The 23,188-nt window shown below is 35.4% G+C and carries 19 protein-coding genes and 8 pseudogenes; 15 read left to right on the top strand and 12 right to left on the bottom strand.

The window, feature by feature from the left end; translation table 11 throughout:
- Positions 1 to 14: 14 nt before the first annotated feature.
- Complete coding sequence (locus AC3WVZ_RS30550; protein WP_233936647.1) at positions 15 to 722, bottom strand: IS6 family transposase; 708 nt, start codon at positions 720 to 722, stop codon at positions 15 to 17.
- Between the two features lie 91 nt (positions 723 to 813).
- Here AC3WVZ_RS30550 and AC3WVZ_RS30545 point away from each other — a divergent pair.
- A pseudogene (locus AC3WVZ_RS30545) lies at positions 814 to 1,041 on the top strand (IS3 family transposase); the annotation flags it as partial.
- An 81-nt stretch (positions 1,042 to 1,122) separates the two neighbouring features.
- On the opposite strand, the gene AC3WVZ_RS30540 reads toward AC3WVZ_RS30545, so the two are convergent.
- Positions 1,123 to 1,428 (bottom strand): hypothetical protein, encoded by a 306-nt coding sequence (locus tag AC3WVZ_RS30540; protein WP_233936646.1) that lies wholly within the window; start codon positions 1,426 to 1,428, stop codon positions 1,123 to 1,125.
- Between the two features lie 442 nt (positions 1,429 to 1,870).
- On the opposite strand from AC3WVZ_RS30540, the pseudogene tnpC reads away from it, so the two are divergent.
- The 6 genes and pseudogenes from tnpC to AC3WVZ_RS30510 form a co-directional block, all read left to right on the top strand.
- Positions 1,871 to 3,273, top strand: a pseudogene (tnpC, locus tag AC3WVZ_RS30535) (IS66 family transposase).
- Positions 3,274 to 3,475: 202 nt separating this feature from the next.
- Entirely contained in the window at positions 3,476 to 4,447 is a 972-nt protein-coding gene (locus AC3WVZ_RS30530; protein ID WP_233936644.1) for an ETX/MTX2 family pore-forming toxin, read from the top strand.
- 872 nt (positions 4,448 to 5,319) lie between these two features.
- Positions 5,320 to 5,562, top strand: a pseudogene (locus AC3WVZ_RS30525) (transposase); the annotation flags it as partial.
- A 427-nt stretch (positions 5,563 to 5,989) separates the two neighbouring features.
- A complete protein-coding gene (locus AC3WVZ_RS30520) occupies positions 5,990 to 6,247 on the top strand; it encodes an AbrB/MazE/SpoVT family DNA-binding domain-containing protein (RefSeq protein ID WP_078187468.1) in 258 nt (85 codons plus the stop codon).
- A gap of 18 nt (positions 6,248 to 6,265) precedes the next feature.
- Complete coding sequence (locus AC3WVZ_RS30515; RefSeq protein ID WP_078187467.1) at positions 6,266 to 6,664, top strand: type II toxin-antitoxin system death-on-curing family toxin; 399 nt, start codon at positions 6,266 to 6,268, stop codon at positions 6,662 to 6,664.
- Positions 6,665 to 6,824: 160 nt separating this feature from the next.
- Positions 6,825 to 7,094, top strand: a pseudogene (locus tag AC3WVZ_RS30510) (PD-(D/E)XK nuclease family transposase); the annotation flags it as partial.
- A gap of 1,172 nt (positions 7,095 to 8,266) precedes the next feature.
- Here the strand turns inward: AC3WVZ_RS30510 and AC3WVZ_RS30505 are convergent.
- Both AC3WVZ_RS30505 and AC3WVZ_RS30500 read right to left on the bottom strand, forming a co-directional pair.
- Positions 8,267 to 9,286 (bottom strand): S1 family peptidase, encoded by a 1,020-nt coding sequence (locus AC3WVZ_RS30505; RefSeq protein WP_233936643.1) that lies wholly within the window; start codon positions 9,284 to 9,286, stop codon positions 8,267 to 8,269.
- Between the two features lie 13 nt (positions 9,287 to 9,299).
- The gene (locus AC3WVZ_RS30500) at positions 9,300 to 9,530 is read right to left on the bottom strand and encodes a hypothetical protein (protein ID WP_065486461.1); all 231 of its coding nucleotides are present in this window, start codon (positions 9,528 to 9,530) and stop codon (positions 9,300 to 9,302) included.
- Between the two features lie 601 nt (positions 9,531 to 10,131).
- On the opposite strand from AC3WVZ_RS30500, the gene AC3WVZ_RS30495 reads away from it, so the two are divergent.
- Positions 10,132 to 10,632 carry a hypothetical protein gene (locus tag AC3WVZ_RS30495; protein WP_233936642.1) on the top strand — a complete coding sequence of 167 codons (501 nt, stop codon included), beginning with the start codon at positions 10,132 to 10,134 and terminating at the stop codon, positions 10,630 to 10,632.
- A gap of 252 nt (positions 10,633 to 10,884) precedes the next feature.
- On the opposite strand, the gene AC3WVZ_RS30490 is transcribed toward AC3WVZ_RS30495, so the two are convergent.
- The gene (locus tag AC3WVZ_RS30490) at positions 10,885 to 12,120 is read right to left on the bottom strand and encodes a M23 family metallopeptidase (RefSeq protein ID WP_233936640.1); all 1,236 of its coding nucleotides are present in this window, start codon (positions 12,118 to 12,120) and stop codon (positions 10,885 to 10,887) included.
- Positions 12,121 to 12,420: 300 nt separating this feature from the next.
- Here AC3WVZ_RS30490 and AC3WVZ_RS30485 point away from each other — a divergent pair, with 300 nt between their 5' ends.
- On the top strand, positions 12,421 to 13,014 hold the full coding sequence (locus tag AC3WVZ_RS30485) for a TasA family protein (protein WP_233936638.1): 594 nt from the start codon (positions 12,421 to 12,423) through the stop codon (positions 13,012 to 13,014).
- 207 nt (positions 13,015 to 13,221) lie between these two features.
- On the opposite strand, the gene AC3WVZ_RS30480 is transcribed toward AC3WVZ_RS30485, so the two are convergent.
- The 3 genes and pseudogenes from AC3WVZ_RS30480 to AC3WVZ_RS30470 all read right to left on the bottom strand — a co-directional run.
- Complete coding sequence (locus AC3WVZ_RS30480; protein WP_233936637.1) at positions 13,222 to 14,643, bottom strand: MBL fold metallo-hydrolase; 1,422 nt, start codon at positions 14,641 to 14,643, stop codon at positions 13,222 to 13,224.
- A gap of 65 nt (positions 14,644 to 14,708) precedes the next feature.
- Complete coding sequence (locus AC3WVZ_RS30475; RefSeq protein WP_233936907.1) at positions 14,709 to 15,908, bottom strand: NAD(P)/FAD-dependent oxidoreductase; 1,200 nt, start codon at positions 15,906 to 15,908, stop codon at positions 14,709 to 14,711.
- Positions 15,909 to 15,949: 41 nt separating this feature from the next.
- A pseudogene (locus AC3WVZ_RS30470) lies at positions 15,950 to 16,282 on the bottom strand (endonuclease/exonuclease/phosphatase family protein); the annotation flags it as partial.
- 246 nt (positions 16,283 to 16,528) lie between these two features.
- Between AC3WVZ_RS30470 and AC3WVZ_RS30465 the strand changes: the two are divergent.
- From AC3WVZ_RS30465 to AC3WVZ_RS30445, 5 genes and pseudogenes are all read left to right on the top strand, one after another.
- Entirely contained in the window at positions 16,529 to 16,717 is a 189-nt protein-coding gene (locus tag AC3WVZ_RS30465; protein WP_425594314.1) for a DUF418 domain-containing protein, read from the top strand.
- Between the two features lie 178 nt (positions 16,718 to 16,895).
- Positions 16,896 to 17,195 (top strand): annotated as a pseudogene (locus AC3WVZ_RS30460) (transposase); the annotation flags it as partial.
- A 36-nt stretch (positions 17,196 to 17,231) separates the two neighbouring features.
- Positions 17,232 to 17,501, top strand: a complete 270-nt coding sequence (locus tag AC3WVZ_RS30455) for a DUF1835 domain-containing protein (RefSeq protein ID WP_282082061.1) — start codon at positions 17,232 to 17,234, stop codon at positions 17,499 to 17,501.
- Positions 17,492 to 17,764, top strand: a complete 273-nt coding sequence (locus AC3WVZ_RS30450) for a DUF1835 domain-containing protein (RefSeq protein WP_425594322.1) — start codon at positions 17,492 to 17,494, stop codon at positions 17,762 to 17,764. Before AC3WVZ_RS30455 ends, AC3WVZ_RS30450 begins: the two co-directional genes overlap by 10 nt.
- On the top strand, positions 17,752 to 17,985 hold the full coding sequence (locus AC3WVZ_RS30445) for a DUF3658 domain-containing protein (RefSeq protein WP_345743027.1): 234 nt from the start codon (positions 17,752 to 17,754) through the stop codon (positions 17,983 to 17,985). Before AC3WVZ_RS30450 ends, AC3WVZ_RS30445 begins: the two co-directional genes overlap by 13 nt.
- A 230-nt stretch (positions 17,986 to 18,215) precedes the next feature.
- On the opposite strand, the pseudogene AC3WVZ_RS30440 reads toward AC3WVZ_RS30445, so the two are convergent.
- Both AC3WVZ_RS30440 and AC3WVZ_RS30435 read right to left on the bottom strand, forming a co-directional pair.
- A pseudogene (locus AC3WVZ_RS30440) lies at positions 18,216 to 18,507 on the bottom strand (IS4 family transposase); the annotation flags it as partial.
- 85 nt (positions 18,508 to 18,592) lie between these two features.
- Positions 18,593 to 19,279: pseudogene (locus tag AC3WVZ_RS30435) on the bottom strand (IS6 family transposase).
- A 250-nt stretch (positions 19,280 to 19,529) separates the two neighbouring features.
- On the opposite strand from AC3WVZ_RS30435, the gene AC3WVZ_RS30430 reads away from it, so the two are divergent.
- Positions 19,530 to 19,823, top strand: a complete 294-nt coding sequence (locus tag AC3WVZ_RS30430) for a hypothetical protein (RefSeq protein ID WP_233936636.1) — start codon at positions 19,530 to 19,532, stop codon at positions 19,821 to 19,823.
- 709 nt (positions 19,824 to 20,532) lie between these two features.
- Here the strand turns inward: AC3WVZ_RS30430 and AC3WVZ_RS30425 are convergent.
- Positions 20,533 to 22,392, bottom strand: a complete 1,860-nt coding sequence (locus tag AC3WVZ_RS30425; RefSeq protein WP_233936634.1) for an FtsX-like permease family protein — start codon at positions 22,390 to 22,392, stop codon at positions 20,533 to 20,535.
- Positions 22,393 to 22,408: 16 nt separating this feature from the next.
- Entirely contained in the window at positions 22,409 to 23,170 is a 762-nt protein-coding gene (locus tag AC3WVZ_RS30420; protein WP_233936895.1) for an ABC transporter ATP-binding protein, read from the bottom strand.
- Positions 23,171 to 23,188: the final 18 nt, after the last annotated feature.

The following is a 23,188-nucleotide window of genomic DNA, read 5'->3' as shown; positions in this document are numbered from 1 at the left end:
ACTGGAATCATTCTTTACGCTGTGAATCCAAATAATTGATGAATAAATTCTTTTTGATTGCGAACAGACTGATTCTGTAAATCCACCTGTTCTTTTTTTATCATGTGCATGGCTTCTACTCCCGCAAGCATACATGTAGCTGTGCCAAAAGATTTAAAACCTAACATAGAGCGTACACGTTTTTTAATGAAGCGATGGTCTTGCTCCACTACGTTATTTAGATATTTTATCTGCCGAATTTGAGTGCCTAACGGCACTTTTTTCTCGTTCTTTAATTTGGTGATAGCAACTGGATAAGCAGGATTTTTATCAATTGTAATTGTACGAGGTTTTGAGGCATGAAAAGATTGCAAAGCTTTCTTAAAGAATCGCTTTGCAGCCTTATGATTTCTAGTTTTACTAAGATTGAAGTCAATCGTATTTCCTTCAGAATCAACCGCACGGTATAAATACATCCATTGCCCTTTTACTTTTATATACGTTTCATCCACTCGCCATGAATCATTTGTTTGTTTCAGATGACATCGGATACGTTTATCCAGTTCCGGTCCGTATTGATGGACCCAGCGCATAATCGTTGTATGTGCTAAGGATAATCCTCTTTCTTCCATCATTTCCACCAAATCTCGAAAACTTAGATTGTACCGTAGGTACCAACGTACAGTTAATAAAATTATATCTGGTTGGTAATGCTTCCATTTAAACAAATTGTCCTTTTTCATACTGATCACATCCCTTTTGTAGAGTAATCGTATCCGTATGTCCCAAATTAGAAGATTACTTGCAATTAACCTAACTTTTTTGCACCAGAACCTTATCACCAGCATGTCCCGGAGAGGAAATTGCCATGATAATGCCGTCATGGAAAGCTTCTTTGGTCATTTGAAAAGTGAAGCCTTCTATTCACAAGAGATAACAAAAGTATCCAACACAACTGTGCGAAAGATTGTGCTAGAATACATTCATTACTACAATTGTGTGCGAATTCAAGAAAAATTAAACCACCTATCCCCTAAAGAATTTAGGGAACAAGTGGTTTAGGTGTTTTGATAGGTGTCCCGTTTTCAGGGTTCACTTCAAAAACAATGGTTTTTTACAATCATTTGTATTACATTTTATTAATTATAAATTTTGACTAATTACAACATCATGTGTAACAGATTTTGCAGAGTCAGTATCATTGTTATATTGGAATTGTGAAAGTTCTATTCCGGTATCTGTTTTATAAGTGATAGTTAATTGACTATGTGGAGGTACTTCTAATGTGTCTCCACCAAATTCAACAGCTGCGGATAATTGATTTTGTGTTTGTACAGTTTTAATTGGCTCATGTTTCTCGGCAGCAAAGGTCATGGAAGGAGATAATAAAAGAGATGTACCTAACGCAGCCATTGGTGCTAAGGTTGCTAATTTTTTATACATTTGCATAGATATTCCTCCTGAACTAATATATTTAGAAAAATTGTTGATATACTGATTATATATGTTGTGATTTTATATTAACAAATATAAAAATGTACGTTTCCTGTTGTTTAGTATTTCCATATTAAAGAAAAAAGAGTTCTGTTGTAAAGTTTTCAAATGAAGCTAAGCTGTAGGAGAAATGCATGAGGGAACGTGATACATGAGATATTTTAAAGCAAAATCGCTCAAGAAAGGCATTCTTTTAGTATCCATTAGCTAGTACTGTTGGTTTTCTTTAAGCTATCGTAATGTCTTGAAATTTTACATCCTTTTCAAATAAAAAGAGCTTTTATAAAGGAATTTTGTAACTACTCAGCCACCTTTCGGTGTCTTTTTTAAATTTTACTAGTTTCATATGCCTCCCATTTGTAAATACTGAGTATATCAAACAGGGGAGGTGCATCTTATGGTCGATCGAAAAATTATTTTAGATACATATAAAAAAGGACCTGAAGCTGTTATTTCTTTATTTGAAGAAACATTTTCTAAGTTAGAAAAACGTATACAAGAACTAGAAAATGCTTCAAAAAAAACTCCAAAAATAGTCATAAGCCACCTTCTACAGATGGTTTGGGTAAGCCCGTTACAAAAAGTTTGCGCAAACCGTCTCATCGTCAAACGGGTGGCCAGTTGGGCCACAAGGGACATACTCTTGGTTTGACAGCGACTCCAGATCATACGATTACACATTCTCCTACATATTGTACTTGTTGTCATACTTCCTTGAACCACGAGCCTGTAAAAGGGTATCGCATTCGCCAAGTGTATGACTTACCACCTATTCAGATCGAAGTGACAGAACATAAAGTAGAACAGAAAGAATGCCCACATTGCCATTCTATCCAAGAAGCCCAATTTCCTTCGACAGTATCTCGTCCTGTTCAATATGGTCCAAATATAAAAAGACTGATTCCCTATTTAACGCATTATCAATGCATTTCTTTGAAGCGAACAAAAGAATTCTTTCAGGATTGTTTTGGACATTCTATAAGCGAAGGAACCCTGGTAAATCATACACAGGCTTTCGCTTCTCAATTGCAGCCATTCATAAAAGAAGTAAAGGAAAAGATTCTGCAGTCTCCTGTTGTCCATTTTGATGAAACTGGTATGCGTGTAGAAAACAAAACACAATGGTTACATACTGCCAGTACACCGGAGGTGACATTGCAACATATTCATCAAAAACGTGGAAAAGAAGCAATGGATGCTGGAGAAATCTTGCCATCTTTTTCTGGAATTGCGATGCATGATGGTTGGAAATCGTATGATGCGTATACAGATTGTCGTCACGTTTTATGTAATGCCCATCTCTTACGAGATTTACAAGGAATTATAGATAGTACTGGAGAACAATGGGCACAACAGATGCAGAAATTTCTAACGCAAGCGTTGACGATGAAAAAGCAATCCGAAGGTACCATGCCAAAAGCGACGCAAAAGAATCTGTTTATTATGTATCAATCCATATTGAAAGAACAACAGATTCTTTCCACGAAACAAAAGAAGAAAGGAAAGCAGACGCCTTCTCAAAATTTATGGAATCGCTTCGTCAAGTATTCTGACAGAATTCTAGGGTTTTTAGAACATCCAGCCATTCCATTTGATAACAATCAAGCAGAACGGGATATTCGGATGACGAAAGTAAAACAGAAAGTGTCTGGGACTTTCCGAAGTAAGAAAGGCGCAGAATCTTTTTGTCAGATACGAAGCTTTATGAGTACCATGAAAAAACAAAAACAATCGGTCTTACAAGCGATAAACCAAGTCATAGAAACTAGAACGGTTCCTTGGAATAACACGACTTCATAAGAGAATTTCTCTATTTGGCATAGATTCTTTCTCTGATTGGAGTATTTTCTTTTCATGTTTTCGAATCGGAAACATGTATTTGGCCTGTTTTTTTATTTGAAGAAGCTGAGTAGTTACGGAATTTTTTATACAGGTTTTATTATTTTTATCTGCTACTATAGAAGTTGAAACATCAAATAAACTTAACAAGTGGGAGAGGTGTATGATGAAAATAACTAAATATAAAAAGTTATTAGCTGCTGTACCATTAGCATGTATGCTTAGTGCGCCAGTTATTGCAGCACCTGTGAATGCTTTTGCTGCAGCACCAACAAATTATGAAGAAACTAGTCAATTTTCTAAAGATAGTTTTAAACAGTGGTTAGATGAAAAAATATCACCTGCACTTGCGGATCCCGTCAAGCAAATTTATACAGGTGCTAGCAGCATAGATCTTGATGGTAACTATACTAATTTAGATTCAGGTGACATTAATTTAACCGCAACTACTGTGGGAGATGGAAAGCCTACATTTGTAAGTGTAGGAACCTTGCATAATACTACAGATGTAGATCAAGTATTAAAAACAGATAGTCAAGCAATAACGAATACGCATTCATTTACAGAAACAAATGCAGAAGGTGTAGCATTGAAGATTGGTGCCGAGACAAAAGTATCAGTAGGGATACCTTTTGTAGCAGAGGGTAATGTCACACTTAAAATGGAAGTTGATACGTCTTATACTCATACAACTGGTAATACATATACTAAAACAACAACAGACACGTTCCCATCTCAAGATATAAAGGCCGCACCACATGGAACAACAGAAATGAATATTGCGATATTTAATCAAGAATATTCAGGAGCATACGATGGGTATACCGAAGTTACATCGAGAATTGGACAAGCTGATTATATAAATCAAACGTCAACATTAGGCGTGATGAGTTTATATGATTTTATTAAGAAAGGACTTGCTAAGGATCCATCTATTAGTCTACCATCTTATATAAAATTAGACGACATAAATAAAAGAGTATTTGTAAAGGTACCAATGAGCTTTTCTGGTGTAGCGGGTTATCATACAAAAGGTGAAGTAACATTTACACCAGATGATCCAAATAAACCAGCTGTAAAAATGTCAGTAGAAGATTATAAAGATCCAGTAAAACGTGCTCAATTATTAAAATAAAAAAGATAGGATTCCGTTTTGGATTGACTGACTATTATGTTAAATCAAGGAGAATTATACATGAGAACCTGACGATGTCTTTAAAAGAGGTATCAAACACGACATTATATAAACCAGAAAAAATGGATTTGTTCTTGTTATACAAAGGAGAAAATCTATTCGCTCCACTCCCTACATAAATAAGGGTTCTGCATTACCAAAGCAGAATGAGAAACATTTAGTTTACAGGGACGGACTTCTGCCACCAACTATTTTAACCTTAGAAAATCAAATGACAAGGGGGGCTACGAACAATTTCAAAAGTGCCAAATCTCCTTCAAAAAATAGTTTGTTAAATGATTTACCCAATCCTTCATTTTGTTTTTTACTACTGACTCTTATATACCTTGAGTTTCTATTATTAAATTCATATGAATCCCTTCTGTTTTGTTTACATAATGATATAAAGGCTGACTTTTCAAAAATGTCCGTTTTACTCGGAGTTGCTGGTTTTACCCCATGCCCATCAACTTAAGAGAACAAATAAACTGAAATTCCCTTCAAAAGGGTTATAAACTGTTCAACAGATTGATTGTTCTTAAAAATCCGCATGCGAAATAAACTCTAACGAGTTTTGTTTTTTAAATTATGCAGCTTTCTTTTGTGCTCTAGCTATACTATACTTTTTAGTACACAAGGGTTTAGATGACAGAAAATTCATTCATCTTACACTTTATTTTAAATTATTAAAAGCGAAAATTCAATTTTAATTACAGATTTCTCATTATGTTTTTTGAATAGTAATGGACAAAAAGGTTCCAACTCTAGTAACTCGATAATGTGTCTCATACTATGTTCAGAATCATAATACATATAAGTATGTTATATATTGATATTTTCGCTTCGCGCAATTCATCGAGTATAAAGCGAAATTAGTTGGTATACAGGTTGAATATGTGAATCCTGTTTATACAAGTCAAACATGTCCCAAATGCACGAAGAAGAACAAGGCGAAAGATAGAAAATATAAGTGTCCATGCGGATTTCAGAAACACCGCGATATCGTTGGAGCGATGAATATTCGCTACGCAACTGTGGTTGGCGGTAACAGTCGATCAGCCGAAGAACCTATATGATTTGTCTTAGGAGGGGGAGGACCCCCCCATCTTGAAGGCTGTTCAAAACAAAAATGGACTGCCAACGTTTTCTCATTCAGGAATCCTATCTGTTACACCGTAAGGTGTAGGACTTGTGGCTTTAGCCGTGGGAGTGTCAAAAGATGTAGAAGTGTTCAAGGAAATACATCCAACTTTATATTCGAACTTTATGAATTTGAGCATAGATATCTTGTAAATGTAAATACTATACAGTATAATTATAACGTAATAACAACAAGATGCTATAACAAGAAAGATAGGAATAAACACAGACAAACATGTCGTATTAAAACAAACTAAAAGGAAATAAGATACCTACTGACAATATCACGTAGTAATTGTCAGTAGGTATCTGCAAAGTGAGGAAATTCAAATGACTGTAGTAACTATAGGAGGTGCACTAACGATGAAACCAGTAGAAAGAAAGGTAACAAAGATAGGGAATTCTTTAGGAATAACTGTTCCGCAAGAAATTATGAATTTGTTAGATGTTAATTTGGGTGACATCGTTAGTCTAGAAGTAAATGATAATAATGATGAAATTATTATCAAAAAACAAAAGAAGGTATCGCTACCTAAAGATGTTGACCCTATGTTTTTGGATATTGTTTCTGATGTATTCGAAAGATATGATGAAACTCTAAAAGGTTTGGCGAACCGTTAGAGAGGAAGAAGTAGTAAGATGAATGCAGTAAAATATATAACAACAACCGAAGTAATCCTTCTTAATGAAATTGTCATTAAGAGAATAACACCAAGTGAACCCGTAGGTGTAAAAGAGTTGGGGCTTTTAGAGTCTGCGGTAGACCGTCCTAAATCTTCAGCATTTGGAGATGATGCTTATCCTACGATTTTTGAAAAAGCAGCCGCATTATTCGAATCAATAGGGAAAAACCATGCTTTTTTTAATGCAAACAAAAGAACTGCATTCACAGCTATGAACTTATTTTTAGGTTACAATGGTTATAAATTAGTAATGGGACAAAAGTTCGCTGAAGACTTTACTGTGAATATGGTTAATAAGGAATACACCTTCGAACAAATAGTAGCCATCATAAAAGAATACTCAGTAGAACGATAAAGACATAGAAGTGAAATAATCTATGTCTTATTTTTTATTTAAAATATATAATTGTACCCATACGCCCATTATCCTTGCGCAGCCGCTTTATTCAACTAATTTGCCAATATACAAGCGGCGATCACGCATTATTTTAGCAATCCCACTTCAATTAGAATAGGGCATGCCTTACCGTTCTTTGTGAAAAACGATTACCATCAATCTATTAGATTTTAAACTCTTTCCTCATTATGATGATATGCACACTGTTGGACAGTTTTGGAGCAGGCAACATCAAGAGGTGTTACTCAAAGCTTTAGAAATCCATTGTATTGAAATTCCAAAGTTACTACAGCAATGGAGAGAAGAAAAAAATGAATTCGCTCGTTGGTTACTTTTATTACCAGCACATGAAGCACGAGAAAAAGTGTTATTTGATGAACAAGCGAAATAGCTTATAGAAATAATCTTGTCAGAAAATTTAGCAAAAACGCAAAAAGACCTCTCTACGCCGTCGAAAGTGTGGGAGGTCTACCAAAAGAAAATAATATTTAGTAACCAACCACCTTGCGACTATAGTTACCAGAAGAGATGTTGACAGCATCTCTTCTTTGATTTTATGTGTTTTAGAAAATACTTATGCGTTTAAGTTGATATTTATATTATGCCATCTTCAAAATAACTTGCAAAACCATAAGTTAAGTTTCGAAATAATCAGCATAAATATTATCAATTCACTTTATCTTACATGTATGCAAAAATGTAACCAATCTAAACTTTTCTTCCAATCTTTTCCCCTAATAAAGTTGAAGTGATACACAATTGTTAGTCTGAAAAAGAAAAGCTCATTTCTTGTGGAAAATGAGCTTTTTCTTCAGAATTCATTGGATTCAACAATAAATTCTCTACTCTTTTTCATACATATATTATCATACTACACATAAAATTACCATACTATTCTCATGGGTTTCATTTGAATTGTTTTGGAATTTTAAACTCGAAAAATATTTAAAAGAACTTACTATAATAAGTGGGTTCTTTTTTTTATTATTTCTTTGTCGCAAAAGGGCTGATTTTTTAATATAGAAAAGAATCATCCTTTTTCATGTGAAAATATTCCTTAATATACAATTTTTTAGGGTCGAGTGATTCCTAGTACCAAATATAATTTCTGAAAAGTTGAAAAACTATTGCATCTATATCCGTTCAACGTTATAATAAGAAAAATTCTTTATTAGGGAAGGGGATTTATACATATGGCCATCACAATCGCTGTGTTAACATTTTTAGGAGCTGTTATTCCAGCAGCTATAGAATTATTAAAAGTACTAGGTACATAGTCTAATCCCATCTTTTTTATCTTGTCATATATATAAGTATGATAGATTATTATCTTGTTCCGGAGTAATTAGCATATGAGTACCTGTTCCGTAAATATGTGCTTGCTCATCATCCTGATTGGTACGCCTTGGTTTTGATACCAAGGCGTACTTTTTGTTTGAAATCCTTGTAAAGGCCTTGAAAAAGATTACATGGTGTTCGTTTTTTCATTTGTTTTAGAAAAAGAATTATATAACATATAGCGATTAGATGTTGAATAGGTCTCGTATGGGTAGAACAGGTTTATAATATGTTTTCTGCCACTTCGATGCCAAGTAACGATCGTACATGTTCGATCTGGTTTGCGATTGTAACTGAGGCTGAACCAGCAAATAACAAGCCAATGGCAACGCCATCATTTGTCGTGATTAAAGAGCCAGAGTCTCCGCCTGAAGAAAGGTTGGTTGTGACAATTTGATCTCGAAACCGTGCAACCCTACCACTTCCGTAATTTACATCTTCGGTTGCGTTTACTGCAGTGATGACGCCATGTGTATGATTTGTGGTCCGTCCCGTTTTCATGACGCGTGTACCGACGGTAACATTTTGTTTTCGTCGCCAGCCTTGCACAGAACCAATCCAATGAATTGAACGATCTATCTGATGAAAAGGTGCTTCTGCAATCGCGGCATCAACGAGATTGTTTTGATTTTCAAGTGGTACTTGTGAAGAAAAGGTAATTGGGATAAATCTTGATAAGGTTGCAATCCGATCTGTTGGATCGCTTCCCCCATCAATTGGACCAGGTTGTAAAATGGGATCGCCTATGTTCGCGTTATTACTATTCGCTAATACATGATTGTTACTTAATATATAGTATTGATTTGGGATACCATATCCATGTGCTGGCGGATTGGTAGAACCATTCGGTAATATATCATATACGCAAGTCGCAATCGTACCAGCCGTCACATTTCGATGAGCAACGCTATATCCCCCTTTGGCTGGACGTTGTGTATCAACTTGTAATGTTTGTTGATTCCCAGCAAATAGATATCCTGTTTGAATGACGTCGGTTTTGATTCCGTTTATTTCTTTCGGAATGACTTGATTCGTTTCTAATGTTTCAATAGGTAGTTTTTGGTCTACAAATACAAGTAAAGAGGGTTTGCCTGTCATAACCCCGTTTACCTGTTGAATACCAGCTCCAATACCTGTTACATTCCGAAACTGTAAGAAAGCATCCTCTACATCTTGCTGCACTTTTTGAATGTCTTGTTGTTCCTGAACAGTCAACACCTTTATATTTGAATGTTTCCCCATAACACTCTCCTCCTTATCCCGTGTAATGATTTGTAATGGTCCCCACTTCTATAATGTTCGTTGGGTATGTTTCTAATTGTGTAGGTATTTGTTCCGCTGCTTTTAATTGAGAACGTGGTACTTTTTTCGAAACAAATACTTGAATCACTTCTTTTTCTTGTACAAATCCCATTCCTACTCCTACAACATAAGGTAAACGTAATAAATCTGTTTCATATTTGCGCACAACTTGTTCTAATTCCATCGGACCGCTCCCTCTTCATTTAGATGATATATTCGGTTTGTCTTCGATGGTTTTAAAAAAATGGTGTATGACACCACTATAAGTATTTAACTATACTCCTGTATTTTCCTTCTTGAAGCATAGATGAGAAAGAAAAAAAAGACCTTCTATAGAAAGTCTCTTTAAAAAACTTATTTTGTTTCCTACTCTTACAAAATAAGTTACATAACAGCTTACTTATAAAAAAATACTAGAAATTTTCTGTATAAAAAAGCGGGAAAATATGTAAAAATATAGAACTTCGGAATATAACATTGCAAAATATAAGCCCCACTGAATTATAAACAGGGCTTAAGCTATTGATAAAACATAGATACAATTCGTCCTTTTCATATTCAGCAGTAACAGATGGTGTACGAGTATGTATTCATATTTTGTAGACAAACGAACATATAGGATTAGAAATATGCCTATTTATTTTCTCAATAGATTCCCTGTATTTCTACATAAAAAATGATAACAAAATGATAACGCTCTTATTATAATAGACAGCGTGGAAAGAACTTCTGAGAATGTCTTACATGTCTGCATTCTACAATTAAAAGTGAAAGGCGTGGAAAAGATGATGAAAGGGTTATCAAAATTTACATTAGCTGCCTTGATTGGCTGCAGTATCATTGTTGCACCGCAAGCCCATGCAGCTGGTCAAGAAAAAAAGACTGCTATGAACCAAGAATTTCTACAAAATGACCAATATGTCTATAATGGCTATCGTGTAAAGGAAGTAGGAAAACCAGCCATCTATTTAGTGGATAGAGGCATGAAACGTTACATTACAGATTCAGATACGTATAATCGTATTTTTAAAAATTGGGATGGGGTATTAGAATTTCAAAGCTTACATACGATTCCAAATGGAAGAAGTATTGATCCGGATATGGGATTAGTACGGTTTGAAAAGGATTCGTTCCTCTATTTTCTTGATAAAGATGCGACTGGAAAACCAATGAAACGCTGGATTACGAGTCCGTCTATCTTGAACAAGTATGCTTTTCATTCAGAGGCAGCTATGCTTCCTCAGTGGATGAAAAATGCTATACCAAATGGCGCAGCTATTCGTTAAATATAAAGATTCCTAACATAAGTAATAGAAAATAGAACTTTATTTTTTATAAACTTGTATGCTAGCTATGGAATTTAGAATCTTTATACATACAACAAACAGAGGCGTATACCAAAGTACCTTCTGTTTGTTGTATAAGAAGAGATTCTGGGTTCTATCTTAATAAAAATAATGATTGGAATCATCCGAATTGGAGGCTATTCCATGTAAGGGAACCTCTCAATTTTTCATTTTACATACATATATGATGCGCTACTTGTTACAAAAAGAAGCTATCGCATCATTGGTACCTGTATACAGATAGGCGTCACTCATCCAATACCCATTTGTGAGTTGATTCCATCTATTTGTGCTCCCCTTACGACCAGTAAATGTCGCCCCATTTACGGTACAAGAAACCGTTACAACCTCTCCATCATGAAGAGAACCTACAACCGAATAGTTCGTACCAGGGCCTGTACGAAGGTTTACTGTACGCCCTCCATTGGCATCTACAATTCCTTGATTCGCCAGAAGTTTTCCGTAATTATACAAAGTATTGCCTGTATATCTCATTGTACTCCCATGCATCGCATAGCCATTATAAGGAGCGGTTTCAAAGAATACCCAGCCACCTAGTTCTTTTCCATGTAAAGGGATACGCGTATTGCCCTGCAAGAGGGAAAAATGCACATGGCGACCACTTGCATATCCACCACACGATACATCCGTCCCCGTATACCCTAAAAAGGTTCCTTCTTGGACTGGCTGACCATTTGGTATCATATTATTCCACAAATGATAGTAATCCGTGGCATATCCATTTTCATGATAGATACGGATCCAGCCTCTGTTATTTGCGCACATGGTGTAAGCGATGCCATCTCCCGCAGCTAACACGCGTTGGTCTCCGCCATATAAATCAAGAGAACTATAGGGTCTATCTGATCCTGACCATCCATGAGGACCGCCAGACATCACCCAAGATTGTCCTTTTTCGTAAGGTAACCGAAGTTCAGTCCTATTTTGTGAGGAGTCCTGCGCATTCCCAAGTAAAGAAAATGTCTTTTTTTCTTGCACGCTCATCATTGCATTGGGAATTTGTTGTGAGAGTTCACTGAATAAATCCACTCCTTCTAAAGCAACTTTCCAATTTGCAGTAGATTGTTTTGCAATGAAAAGTTTTCCTTCTGGAAATGCTCCTGTTACATTTGGAGCCAATATCACTACAGATCCAAATGCCCAGTTCTCATCGTTGGATAACCGCTTCACATTAACCTGCACTTGTGTATCTGTAATCTGTGATTCTTCCCCGAGTGTCTTTTTTTGTTGAGATAGTTCCTGTAAAACAGCATGTTTAATCGCAGTTTCTGGTGTTTGCACGGGGAGTGCGTTTTTCATCGGTTTTGGATTGTCTTGTCGTAATATGGAAGTATATCCCACTCCTATTAGTAGTAATACTAGAAATACCCCCAATAAAATCCATCGAGATTTCTTCTGTAACCTCATTCTTTTCACCCCTTACCTTTATAAAAATAGCTTTCATAAGGGTTATATGCTACATTCCAGCATTTATTTTTGAGAAAATCATGTGGATAGGTATTTTATACTTGAGAGCAAAAATGAAAAGTAGCAAGATGTTAGGGATACACGTAACTTTGTATAGCGATGCATTTCGAAAAGCAAGATGACCATAGAATTTTCTCAATATGTCATGTTTTGATTTCCATATAAACTTCTCTCTATTCGTGCTATATCTATATCAAGGGGTTCTTACATAGATTAGAAATAGAATAGGAGGAACAAAATATGTCATTCAAAAAGAAATTAGGGGTAGGAGTGGTTTCTGCCGCTCTTGGTTTATCTTTCATCGGTGGGGGAACATATGCCTATTTTAGCGATCAAGTGGTAACGAATAACTCATTTACGGCGGGTACATTAGATTTAGCTATGCAACCTACTACTTCATTGGATTTAAATCAGTTGAAACCAGGGGATAAAATATTAAAAAAATTCAACTTAAAAAATAGTGGTACGTTAGCTATTCAAGATGTTGTGATGAAAATAGATTATACGGTAAACGATGTTCTAAAAAATAATCAGGCAGATGATTTTGGTAAGCATATAAAAGTACAATTCCTTTGGGATTGGGACCCAGCAAAGAGCCCTGTTTATGAAACAACCCTTGCGGAGCTAAAAGAACAAGGATCAGAAGTCGTTTCAAAGAAAGTATTTGCATCCAAGTGGACGGAATCACGAGGGTTACAACCTGGGAAAATGGATTGGTTTTGGATGAAGTTTATATTTGAAGACAATGAAAACGATCAAAATATGTTCCAAGGAGATAGTATTGCTTTGAAAATGGAATTTCAAGCAACTCAAACAGCAGGACGGGAAAGATAAGAAATACTGCACAGAAAATTCGTGATACAATAAGCACTTAATGTATCAAGCTATCGTATAGAGTAATTTACAAATTCAAATGATACATAAAAAACCGTTATATTTGTTTTATTACAAAATGTAACGGTTTTTTATAGATGCCTATCCCTTTTCACTATTCTTTTCATCCTACATCCTTGCGCATGATGATTGTACTTTTCTATCTCTTTATTTACAAATAGGGAATTCCGCCTTTAGCCATGCTAAATATCCACCTTGTACATTTATTACGTCCTTTACACCATGTTTCTGTAATATACTTGCTGCAATAGCGGAACGTATACCAGAACGACACTGTACAATAATCGGACGATTTTTTGGAATGTCTTGTACATGCTCTGTCAAGTGTTCTAGCGTAATATGTTTGGCATGCGGAAGATGTCCCTCGTTCCATTCCGATTGATTTCGAACATCAATAACGGGATGGGTTCCCGATTGTATAAGAGGAAACAATTCTTGAACAGTTCTTTCTTCATACGTCTCTAATGACTCTATATCTTCCAGTGTGTTTGAAGGCATATAGGCTATCGTACGATCTAGTCCAATTGCTTCCAAATCTCTCCGTACCTCGTTTATATTTGCAGATAGAGGATCGATAACGATGATAAGGTCCTGGCTATCCTCTAGGAGCCAACCACACCAGGTTGTAAAAGACTGGTTATAAGGAATATTCAGGGACCCCTTTACGTGACCAGATGCAAAAAACGTTGGTTCTCTTGTATCAATGATTTGTTGGTCTGTATGTGCTAGTTGTTGCCATGCAGGGAAAGAATGTATTTCTTTTATGAGACCCTGTGTACGAATCGGCGGACCAGCTTGATTGATTCGTTTCATTTTAGAAAAATAAGGTGGTGGTTCCGGCTGTCCACTTAATACATGTCTCACAAAAGAATTTTGTTCCTCTGTTTGAAAGGCCCAATTAAAAAGTTTCTCATAGCCCATTGTAGAAGAGGGAATGGCGCCTAATGATTTTCCGCATGCGCTACCAGCACGATGGGAGGGCCAAATTTGTAGGTATACCGGCATCGTTTTGATTTTTTGGATCGAATGAAATAAGTCTTTGGCGCTATCCTTCGCATGATGTGGAATACCCACAGCGGTTTCTAATAAATCTAGTCTACCCACATCACCAACAAATAGAAAATCTCCTGTAAAAATCCCTATCGGTTTATCATTGGTTTCATTATGCTGTTTTGTATCTATGACTAGAAAGGAGATACTTTCAGGCGTATGTCCTGGTGTGTGAATAACCTGAAATTGGATCGTACCAATATGAAATTCACTGCCATCTCTGACAAGATGGTATGGCACTTGATCGAGATACTGATACTTCCACGTGCTTCCCCCTTCAGCTGATGCATAAAACATTGCGTTACAAGATAATGCAAGCTCCTTTGCACCAGATACAAAATCAGCATGAATATGTGTTTCCGTTACCGCAATGATGTCTACTCCTCGCTTTCTAGCAAATTCCATATATTGTTCGATGTGACGTCCTGGATCGATAACGATGGCCACTCCGTGATCCTGGCACCCCATGATATAAGAAGCATGAGCCAATTTTTCATGATAAAAACATTCTAATAACATACATCAGCCCCCTTATATTTCAAACTCTTTTTTAACCAGAATTCCTTTTGACAATGTTTTATTTCTTATACAAAGCCTTTCAGCATATATTTCCAATACAGAAAGGGAAGTGCATATCTCTTTAACAAAAACATACTATATCTTTCTTTTGATTGATCAAACGGAAATGTTTCTTGTTCTTCCTGATGATAATCAAATTCTGCTAAAATCAAACTTTTATATCCCGTGACAATGGGGCAAGATGTATAGCCATTGTATGTCGCTTGTACCTCCTGTCCCTGTAAAAATGCCAACAGGTTTTCTCTTACAACAGGGATTTGTTTTCGAATAGCCGCCCCCGTTTTAGAAGTTGGCAAATTGGTACAATCCCCAATCCCAAATATATTGGGGTACCGTACATGCTGCAGTGTATAAGGGTTTATATCTACCCATCCTTCTTCGTCTCCTAGTAAACTATTCTTGATCATATCAGGTGGTCCCATAGGCGGGACAACATGTAAGAGGTGATACGGTATGCTTTCTCTATTACCTGTTTGTATATCTTCAAAAATCGCTTCTTTTTTTTCCGCGTTAATTTCTACTAAATTCTGATGAAAGCTCGTTATAATTTGTTTCCTCTGAATTACCTTTTCTAAAGAGGAAGCATAGCGAGGTACATGAAAAATATGTGGATTTGCTGTTTGAAACATAATCTTACTTTTCTCCCGGACACCTTGGCGACAAAAGTATTCCTCGGCTAAATACATAATTTTTTGAGGTGCACCGCCACACTTGATAGGGGTATTCGGATGCGTAAAGATGGCGTTTCCTCCTTTAAATTGTTGGATTTCTCTCCAGGTTGCATCCGTATAGTCATACGAGTAATTACTACAAATCCCATTTTTTCCAATCGCTTCTTTCAATCCTTTAATGTGATCCCAATGAATTTGAATACCCGCAGCTACAATTAACATTTCATAGGCAATAATAGTTTCATTCTCTAGCAGCAACCTGTTTTCTCCCGGACTTATTTCCGCAACTTTCCTTTGTATCCAATGTACGCCTTCTGGAATGAGGTCGGATTGCTTTTTCATTGTTGCTTCTTTTTTGACAATCCCAGCTCCCGCAAAGGTCCATAGTGGCTGGAAATAATGTGTTTGAGCAGGGTCTATGATGGCCACCTGTTCTTTTAATACAGGGGCATGACGGAGTAAATGAGCAGCCAAGGAAATTCCAGCTGTACCAGCTCCGATAACAACAATTGTATATGCTTGTTTCATGTTTATTCACGTCTCCTAAACGTTTATTCAAACGTATGTTTTCCGCTCTACTGTAATTGAAAAACAGCACTCACAGGATTATGATCACTATGTGTAAACTGTAAATCGTGTCCCTTGACTGGAAGGATTTCCGCATTAGGTGAGACGAAAAATCCATCAATAATGGTCACAAAACTTTTTCCTTTGATGTATGCCGTACGATTATCGCGTACCGTATACACAGAAGAATCTACAGCCCATTGAAATCCTCCTTCTGTAAAATATTGGGGTAATCGCACTAACCATTTGGGCCAGGCGGCTAGAAATGCGGGGTCTTGTAACTGAATATCTGACAGTAGCTGATTCCAGTCGCCACCTACAATCACATAATGGGTGTTTTTGCCCAAATCCCCGAAATGGGGGAATAAGACTATGTTATTTAGGTGTTATACCCAGTGTCCAAAAGTATAACTTTATGACATAGCTAAAAAGCTAGATTTTTTCATTTCAAAAATACAACTTAATCGTATTCTAAACACGTCAGCATAGTTGTATATGTTTTGAAACACATACTCTATGAGTAACGAAAAATCCTTATAAATAAGGGTTTTTCGCAATAATTTTTCTTATTCCCCCTTTTCGAGGGGATGGGCAAAGATACCCGACATGCATTCCTGCTTAAACTCTTCATCTTATTACTAGGTTGGACACACGGATATACAATTATGCAAAGTTTGGTGCTTGTTTGCATTGTGTTTACAATACTCACGATTTTTAGTTTTATTTGGTTACAAAAATTTCAACAAGGGCCTTTTGAAAAATTTGGCGTGTTTTAACATATGGAAAACTCAAATAAGGACGAGAGACACTCCCTTTATTACAAAGTCGTAACAAATTATTTGTCTGCTAGACCTAAAGTCAGCATCCATGAGTGGAAAAATAATTTGCAACGTTTTTCATAAGTTTTATGCCACTTTTTGAACTGTTAATACATGTTTTGAAAGGATAGGACATGGTCAAGTGTATGAGTTACATGATGTATATGTAGGGAGTAAAGACAAACTGCCTACTCGTATTGTGGTTTACAGATGTACGGAGGAACAAAAACAAAAATGCTTACGTGATCGAGCTATTCGTGAAAAGAAAAAAGGGATTACATATACAGAAGAGCGTAGGAAGCTTTTACAAGGAATTACGGTATAATATTCACTTCGTTGGCAAATTGAGCTGTTATTTAAAATATGGAAATCTTTATTTCGAATTCATCGTTGTTACTGGGCGTACATAAGAAATAATGTTCTTAAGAAAATGTAATGTATATGTAATTAGGTACAAAGGAGATAATGAAATATGAAAGTTATACATATTAGCTTTGGAGATTCTGCACATGAAAATTTAAAAAGCATTTTTCATAAAAGTAATGAATACCAAAACGAACAAATCATTTGTATTAATGAGGATTTTTTAGCAGGACCTATTTATAAATTAGAGTCTAATGAAGGAGTACAAGAAAGAAAACAATGGCTAAAAGAAGTACTAACAAAAACAGGATCAACCTTAGATAAAGATTGTTTAGATTGGATTGAAACAATCTTAAAAAAAACTCACAAATTGCACTAGAAGTTCCAACTGGTAGTAAAGTAATTTTATGGCATGGTAATAATACATCTGATGAAATTGGTTTGAGATTTGTAGCATTTTTACTTCAAAATAAAAATATTCAATTTGAAGAAGTGAATGTAACAGAGTACAGTCGCCATATCAAATACAAAGTGCGCGATTTACGGGATAAAGAAATTCCTAATGTGGTAAGAAGTTTAGGTGGAATACCTCAAGAAACAATTCTAGATGCTCTTCAAATGAAAAAAACATATCTCATTTAACAATTAACAGTCTAATAAATGATTGGGAAAAATGGTCTCAAACGAAAGATATATTAAGAATATTATTAAATGGAAAAATAGTAGCAGTATCTGAAGATTATTATGATACATTTATTTTAGAAAATACATCAAAGGAATATCAAAAGGCATCCCGGATTGTTGGGATAGTAATGGGAGAAAGTAATCATTGTATAGGGGATACTTATTTAGGTTTCGAGTAGCCCAATTAATTCGACAAGGAAAACTAATTTATCAAGGAGAATTGGGTTTTTTAGGGGATTTTGAGATTCGATTACCTTAAATAACGTATCAGGGGTAAAACCTCACATCCATTAACTTAAAGTATATATTTAGACAAAATACGGTCTTTCCACGTAGTTTTTTATTATTTATTATAGATTTTATAACAGTAGGCATATCAAATAAACCCTGACGGATTTCAATTTTTTTACTATGCTACCTGATGAGTAGAAGTGGTATACTCATAAACAACACCCAAAATATCAAAGTCTGTCTTTTTCTCATATCGATGAGATTTTCGTCCGTTGTGCTGTAGGAGGTTAAACAGTTGATAACTTTTGGGTGTTCTTCTGTAATGCTTGGTGAAAAAGTAAAAATAATCCTGAATTATGTACATCGCTTTATATTCACTTAGCTCTTTCTGTTTCTTACGTAATAGGAGTTCTCTCATTTTAAATATAGTAGAAGAACATAAATAGGATACTAATGAGTTGTCCATAAAGGCTTAATCACAGTGTTCTTGCTGTAGACCGGTTCTGTTGCAAAGTTTGAAAAAAACTAAGCCTATTTATAAACTACGGTTATCGTTTAAGAAATTCTGAATAATTGCTGTAATTCTTTGTACGTCGAAAAAGAGAAGTCTGGAATCTGACTTCTTTTTTGTTTGTATATAGCATGAATCGTTTCGATTCCTTTCAAGGTACGTGACGCATGACGAAGAGTTTGAAATCCTGCGGATTTAACAAAACGTCGTTTTACATGTCGGTGATCTTGTTCGAAAAGATTATTGAAATGCTTAACAGTACAATGTTTCGTATGCACATAAAACCCACTATGTTTCAGTTTTTTGAGTGCACAAAGTAGAGCAGGAGCCTTGTCTGTTGTGAGAGCCGTTGGTTCTCCAAAAGCTTTCACTAACCTTTTCATAAACATATAAGCGGCTTGATGGTCTCTTGTTTTACGAAGTTGGGTATCCAAGGTGTATCCTTCTTGATCAATCGCACGATAAAGATAACGCCACTCCCCCTTGACTTTAATATAAGTTTCATCCAAATGCCAAGCATGGTGTGCTGATTTGTTTTTCTTCTTTCAAATTTGATAGATTAGATTTCCATATTCATGTACCCAACGCATGATAGTTGTGGGATGAACGGATATGCCACGTTCTTTCAACAGTTCAGATACATCGCGATAACTTAAAGAAAAACGACAATAGTAGCCGACGGCTACCAAGATAATATCTTTCTTGAATTGTTTCCCTTTAAAATATCTCATTTTAGATGCTCCTCAATCTGTTTTGCAAAAGTTTAGCTTACTTTCAAAAGTTTTGCAACAGAACCCTTTTATACATCATTATGGCGGTCTGTCTTGGAAAGAAAATATACAAGAATATGCGCGGAATTTAACTGAAAATGCCCAAAAATTTTAAAAAAAGTGGGGTTTCTCAGCAACAGATTTAACTATATGTATGAGCTTAATCGATCAATTACAACATAATCTCCCTCTTAAAAATGAGTTAAAGATTTTGCATGTCGGATCAGGATGTGGTGCAACATTGTTAGAACTACAAAACCGATATCCACATATCAAAATTTTTGGTGTAGAAAATAACTATCAAGCATATTTATTTTCAAAACAAATCGCAACAACGTTATGTATGCCTTATGAAAATATATCTCAAGCATTCGGCGATACTAAATTTCATGCCATTTTCTTAACGATCCTTACTTCGAAAACACAATTTGAAATGGCATGTAACTCGCTCTCATCACTTTTAACAACAAAGGGCTTAATATATATACCAAATGAACAAACATAATATACATTTTGTTACGATTTCAAAATTTGAAAACATATCGATAAGATTTTATCATAAAATGTAAGAAATGCCCATTTTATGATAATTGACAAATGGATAACATCATACATGCACACGGTTTAATAAAATAAGTTCGTTATATTTTATTGTCCCATGGAAATAAAAGTAAGTCTATACCCTATTCTTACACGTATCTCGGCTGTACCCCTAATACATTTTATAGAAGAGTCAAAGAATACGAATATACTTTACAAGAAAGCAATCCTTCTTAAAAAAAGAGGTTGCTTCTTTGCAGTGACCCCTATCAAGTAGACAGTATTAAAAAAGCGCAACTAAGCAACCTGAGTTCTATATTTATATGGACTCAGGTTATTTAATTTCTTTTGAAATCTTTAATGATTATAAAAGTACATATATTTACGCACGGCAAGTTTGACCTCATTCTTTAGAATTATTTTTCATCTTATTCTCCCTTTAGTGAGGGACCTTGCATGAACCGGCTTACACATGTCTTTACGAACGAAAAAGAACAGATTATTGAAATAATCTGTTCTGAGAGAGATGATACAATTTGAGTTTTTTTGCACAAGAACCAATTGTTTAACCATAGTGCGAGTCCTTTTTTTATTTCCAGTTTTTTTGTCCTCCTTCAAAATAATCAATACATGAGGGCTGATTATTTTGACACTTCATATAAATCATATTTACATTACTTTTCTTTCGGAAGTACAATTCTTTTATATAATTGAACTGTAATGAGGTAGTAAATCAAGTAAATCACTACGAAAATCACAAGTGGTAACCAAATGCGGGCATACGGATTACTTAAAAGACCGCTGAACATATTCATACCAACTAATATGTGAACAATACCCACAATTGCTGGGAATAAGAATACAAAGAATAGCTCTTTATAAATCGATTTTGTTAATAATTCTCGGCGAACACCAATTTTACGAAGCATTTGATAACGTGTAATATCTTTTGATGCACCAGACAGAACTTTAAACATCAGGCAGCTTGCCATCATTGCTAAGAACGCAATTCCGACAAATATGCCCATAAACATCAATCCACTGAAAGCACTATAAAAAGAATTGTACGTTTGATACTTACTACCCCATAGTGCTTCAGATTTCACATTTGTATATTTAACTACTTGTAATTCGTCAAGTTTTTTCCATTCTTTTAAGTATGCTTCAAAATTATTTGTTTTCCCCATAAATACAGTATTTTCTCTATTCTCCATACTATTGTACATGTGTTGATCTACAATTTTTATGCCATGATTAGGATATATATAATCTGGCTGAATAGTGTTGAAAGCGTCGCTCCATTGTGTTGGTAATTTTTTCGTATTCGCATCTTTTTTACCCCATTTTGTTGAAAATGCACCCATGGGTAAGTCTTCTGAAACCCTTTTTTGTCCCGGTAACATGTTTGTCCAATCTTTTGCTAAGGGACGATTTTTTTCTAACTCTTCTTTTATATAGTAAACATACTTATCATCTACTTTGTAGTGATATTCAACTTTCTCTTTAAATGGGATACCACTCAAAACTTTATTTTCTTCCGCTGTTGGATTATGAACGACTGAATCGTAAATTCCCACTGTATCAACCATCGGCATAATGTTATTTTTAAATGCTAGACCCGACGAGATTCCACCAGCTCCAAGAGCCACTAACATCGCTACCGTAGCAAGCACATTTGTTAGACTGTTAATGCGGAAGTTTAATTGAGCAAACGTAAAAGCATTAAGCCTTTTTTCACTACGTTTTTTATTACTCTTTAACTTTTTGATCATAACGGGGAGAAGTGATCCAAATAACATGTAAGTACTAATTGTTGCTGTAATTAATCCAAGAGCCATGAATCCGAGAATCTCCGGCCCCTTTCCCTGTCTCATATAAATCAGTGATGCATAACTAATACCTAGCAAAATCAGACCAAGTAATGCAACGACAGATGTCAGTTTCCCTTTTACTGTGACAGGCTCTGTTTGTGTATCTGCATGTACAAGTTGTAATACAGAAATCCGTGCTAATTTAATACTATTCATACCTGCTGATAGTACAAATAATGCAAGGAAGAAGATACCAGTAACAGTCATAGATGGTATGTAAAATGCTTGATACCCATCGCCAGAGAATTCTAACTGTTTCATTAGTAACTGTCCGATACCAGATGCAAGTCCTACACCAATTGTAATTCCAATCACAAGAGACGCTGCGCCTAATAGGATTGTTTCAATAAACATAAGTAGTGTAACCGTATGCTTTTTTGCTCCTAACATCATATACATACCAAACTCTTTTTGGCGAAGAGAGATTAAAAAAGAGTTTGCATATAAAATGAAGAAAAATGTGATAATCGCTAGCAACGTGGAACCAATGTAGAATACAAATGCAATATCCTTAATAGAGGAGCTAGAGTTAAGAAACGCCTTATTGAGTGCTAACGTTTGAAACATATAAAAAGTTGAGATAGATATAATAAGACCAATGAGTAAGACAATATAATCTTGTAACTTACTTTTTAGCCCTGACATAGAAAGTTTAAATAACATGTCCTTAGGCCTCCTCTTATGCTTTTTGTGTGCCTAAGTCTGCCAGCACGTCTAAAATTTCTTTATAAAAACCTTCGCGTGTACCACCGCGATGAATTTCTTTATATAACTCACCATCTTGAATGAATAAAATACGCTGACAATAACTTGCACTATATGGATCATGTGTAACCATCATAATTGAAACGCCTTGTTCTGTATTTAAGTTTGTCATGGCATCCAGTAAACTCGTTGCGTTTTTAGAATCCAAGGCTCCCGTAGGTTCATCCCCTAAAATAATGGCCGGTTCATGAACTAATGCACGTGCGGCTGCTGAGCGTTGTTTCTGTCCACCAGATACTTCAGATGGATATTTTTGTAGAATTGCTGAAATTCCTAACATATCGGCTACTTTTTCTACCTTCGGTCCAATCCTATGTGATGAAACACCTTGAAGCGAAAGTGGAAGTGCAATATTTTTATAAATAGATAAGTTTTCTAATAAATTGAAGTCTTGGAAGATGAATCCTAACTTTTGTGAACGGAAATCTGAAAGCTCACCTTGCTTCATTTTTGTAATATCCGTACCTGCAATTTCAACAACGCCGCCTGTTGCTTTATCGAGGGTTGAAATAACATTTAATAGTGTTGTTTTTCCCGAACCAGATGGTCCCATAATGCCAACAAACTCACTTTCTTGAATGGAGAATGAGACACCTTTTAATGCATGTGATTCGTTATCCCCTTTTTTACCGTATACTTTTTGAACGTTTTTTACATCTACAACTGGCTTTATCATATATATCCTCCTATTTTC

It is taken from the genome of Bacillus sp. CPT56D-587-MTF (assembly GCF_058792335.1).
This window is presented reverse-complemented; position numbering and strand designations above follow the sequence as displayed.

Bases quoted from the DNA above. Each gene is read 5' to 3' on its own strand.
- AC3WVZ_RS30550 (WP_233936647.1), bottom strand. From the start codon at position 722: ATGAAAAAGGACAATTTGTTTAAATGGAAGCATTACCAACCAGATATA.
- AC3WVZ_RS30505 (WP_233936643.1), bottom strand. From the start codon at position 9,286: ATGGGGAAACATTCAAATATAAAGGTGTTGACTGTTCAGGAACAACAA.
- AC3WVZ_RS30540 (WP_233936646.1), bottom strand. From the start codon at position 1,428: ATGCAAATGTATAAAAAATTAGCAACCTTAGCACCAATGGCTGCGTTA.
- AC3WVZ_RS30530 (WP_233936644.1), top strand. From the start codon at position 3,476: ATGATGAAAATAACTAAATATAAAAAGTTATTAGCTGCTGTACCATTA.
- AC3WVZ_RS30490 (WP_233936640.1), bottom strand. From the start codon at position 12,120: ATGAGGTTACAGAAGAAATCTCGATGGATTTTATTGGGGGTATTTCTA.
- AC3WVZ_RS30465 (WP_425594314.1), top strand. From the start codon at position 16,529: ATGGGCAAAGATACCCGACATGCATTCCTGCTTAAACTCTTCATCTTA.
- AC3WVZ_RS30485 (WP_233936638.1), top strand. From the start codon at position 12,421: ATGTCATTCAAAAAGAAATTAGGGGTAGGAGTGGTTTCTGCCGCTCTT.
- AC3WVZ_RS30480 (WP_233936637.1), bottom strand. From the start codon at position 14,643: ATGTTATTAGAATGTTTTTATCATGAAAAATTGGCTCATGCTTCTTAT.
- AC3WVZ_RS30515 (WP_078187467.1), top strand. From the start codon at position 6,266: ATGAATGCAGTAAAATATATAACAACAACCGAAGTAATCCTTCTTAAT.
- AC3WVZ_RS30455 (WP_282082061.1), top strand. From the start codon at position 17,232: ATGAAAGTTATACATATTAGCTTTGGAGATTCTGCACATGAAAATTTA.
- AC3WVZ_RS30500 (WP_065486461.1), bottom strand. From the start codon at position 9,530: ATGGAATTAGAACAAGTTGTGCGCAAATATGAAACAGATTTATTACGT.
- AC3WVZ_RS30520 (WP_078187468.1), top strand. From the start codon at position 5,990: ATGAAACCAGTAGAAAGAAAGGTAACAAAGATAGGGAATTCTTTAGGA.
- AC3WVZ_RS30420 (WP_233936895.1), bottom strand. From the start codon at position 23,170: ATGATAAAGCCAGTTGTAGATGTAAAAAACGTTCAAAAAGTATACGGT.
- AC3WVZ_RS30425 (WP_233936634.1), bottom strand. From the start codon at position 22,392: ATGTTATTTAAACTTTCTATGTCAGGGCTAAAAAGTAAGTTACAAGAT.
- AC3WVZ_RS30495 (WP_233936642.1), top strand. From the start codon at position 10,132: ATGATGAAAGGGTTATCAAAATTTACATTAGCTGCCTTGATTGGCTGC.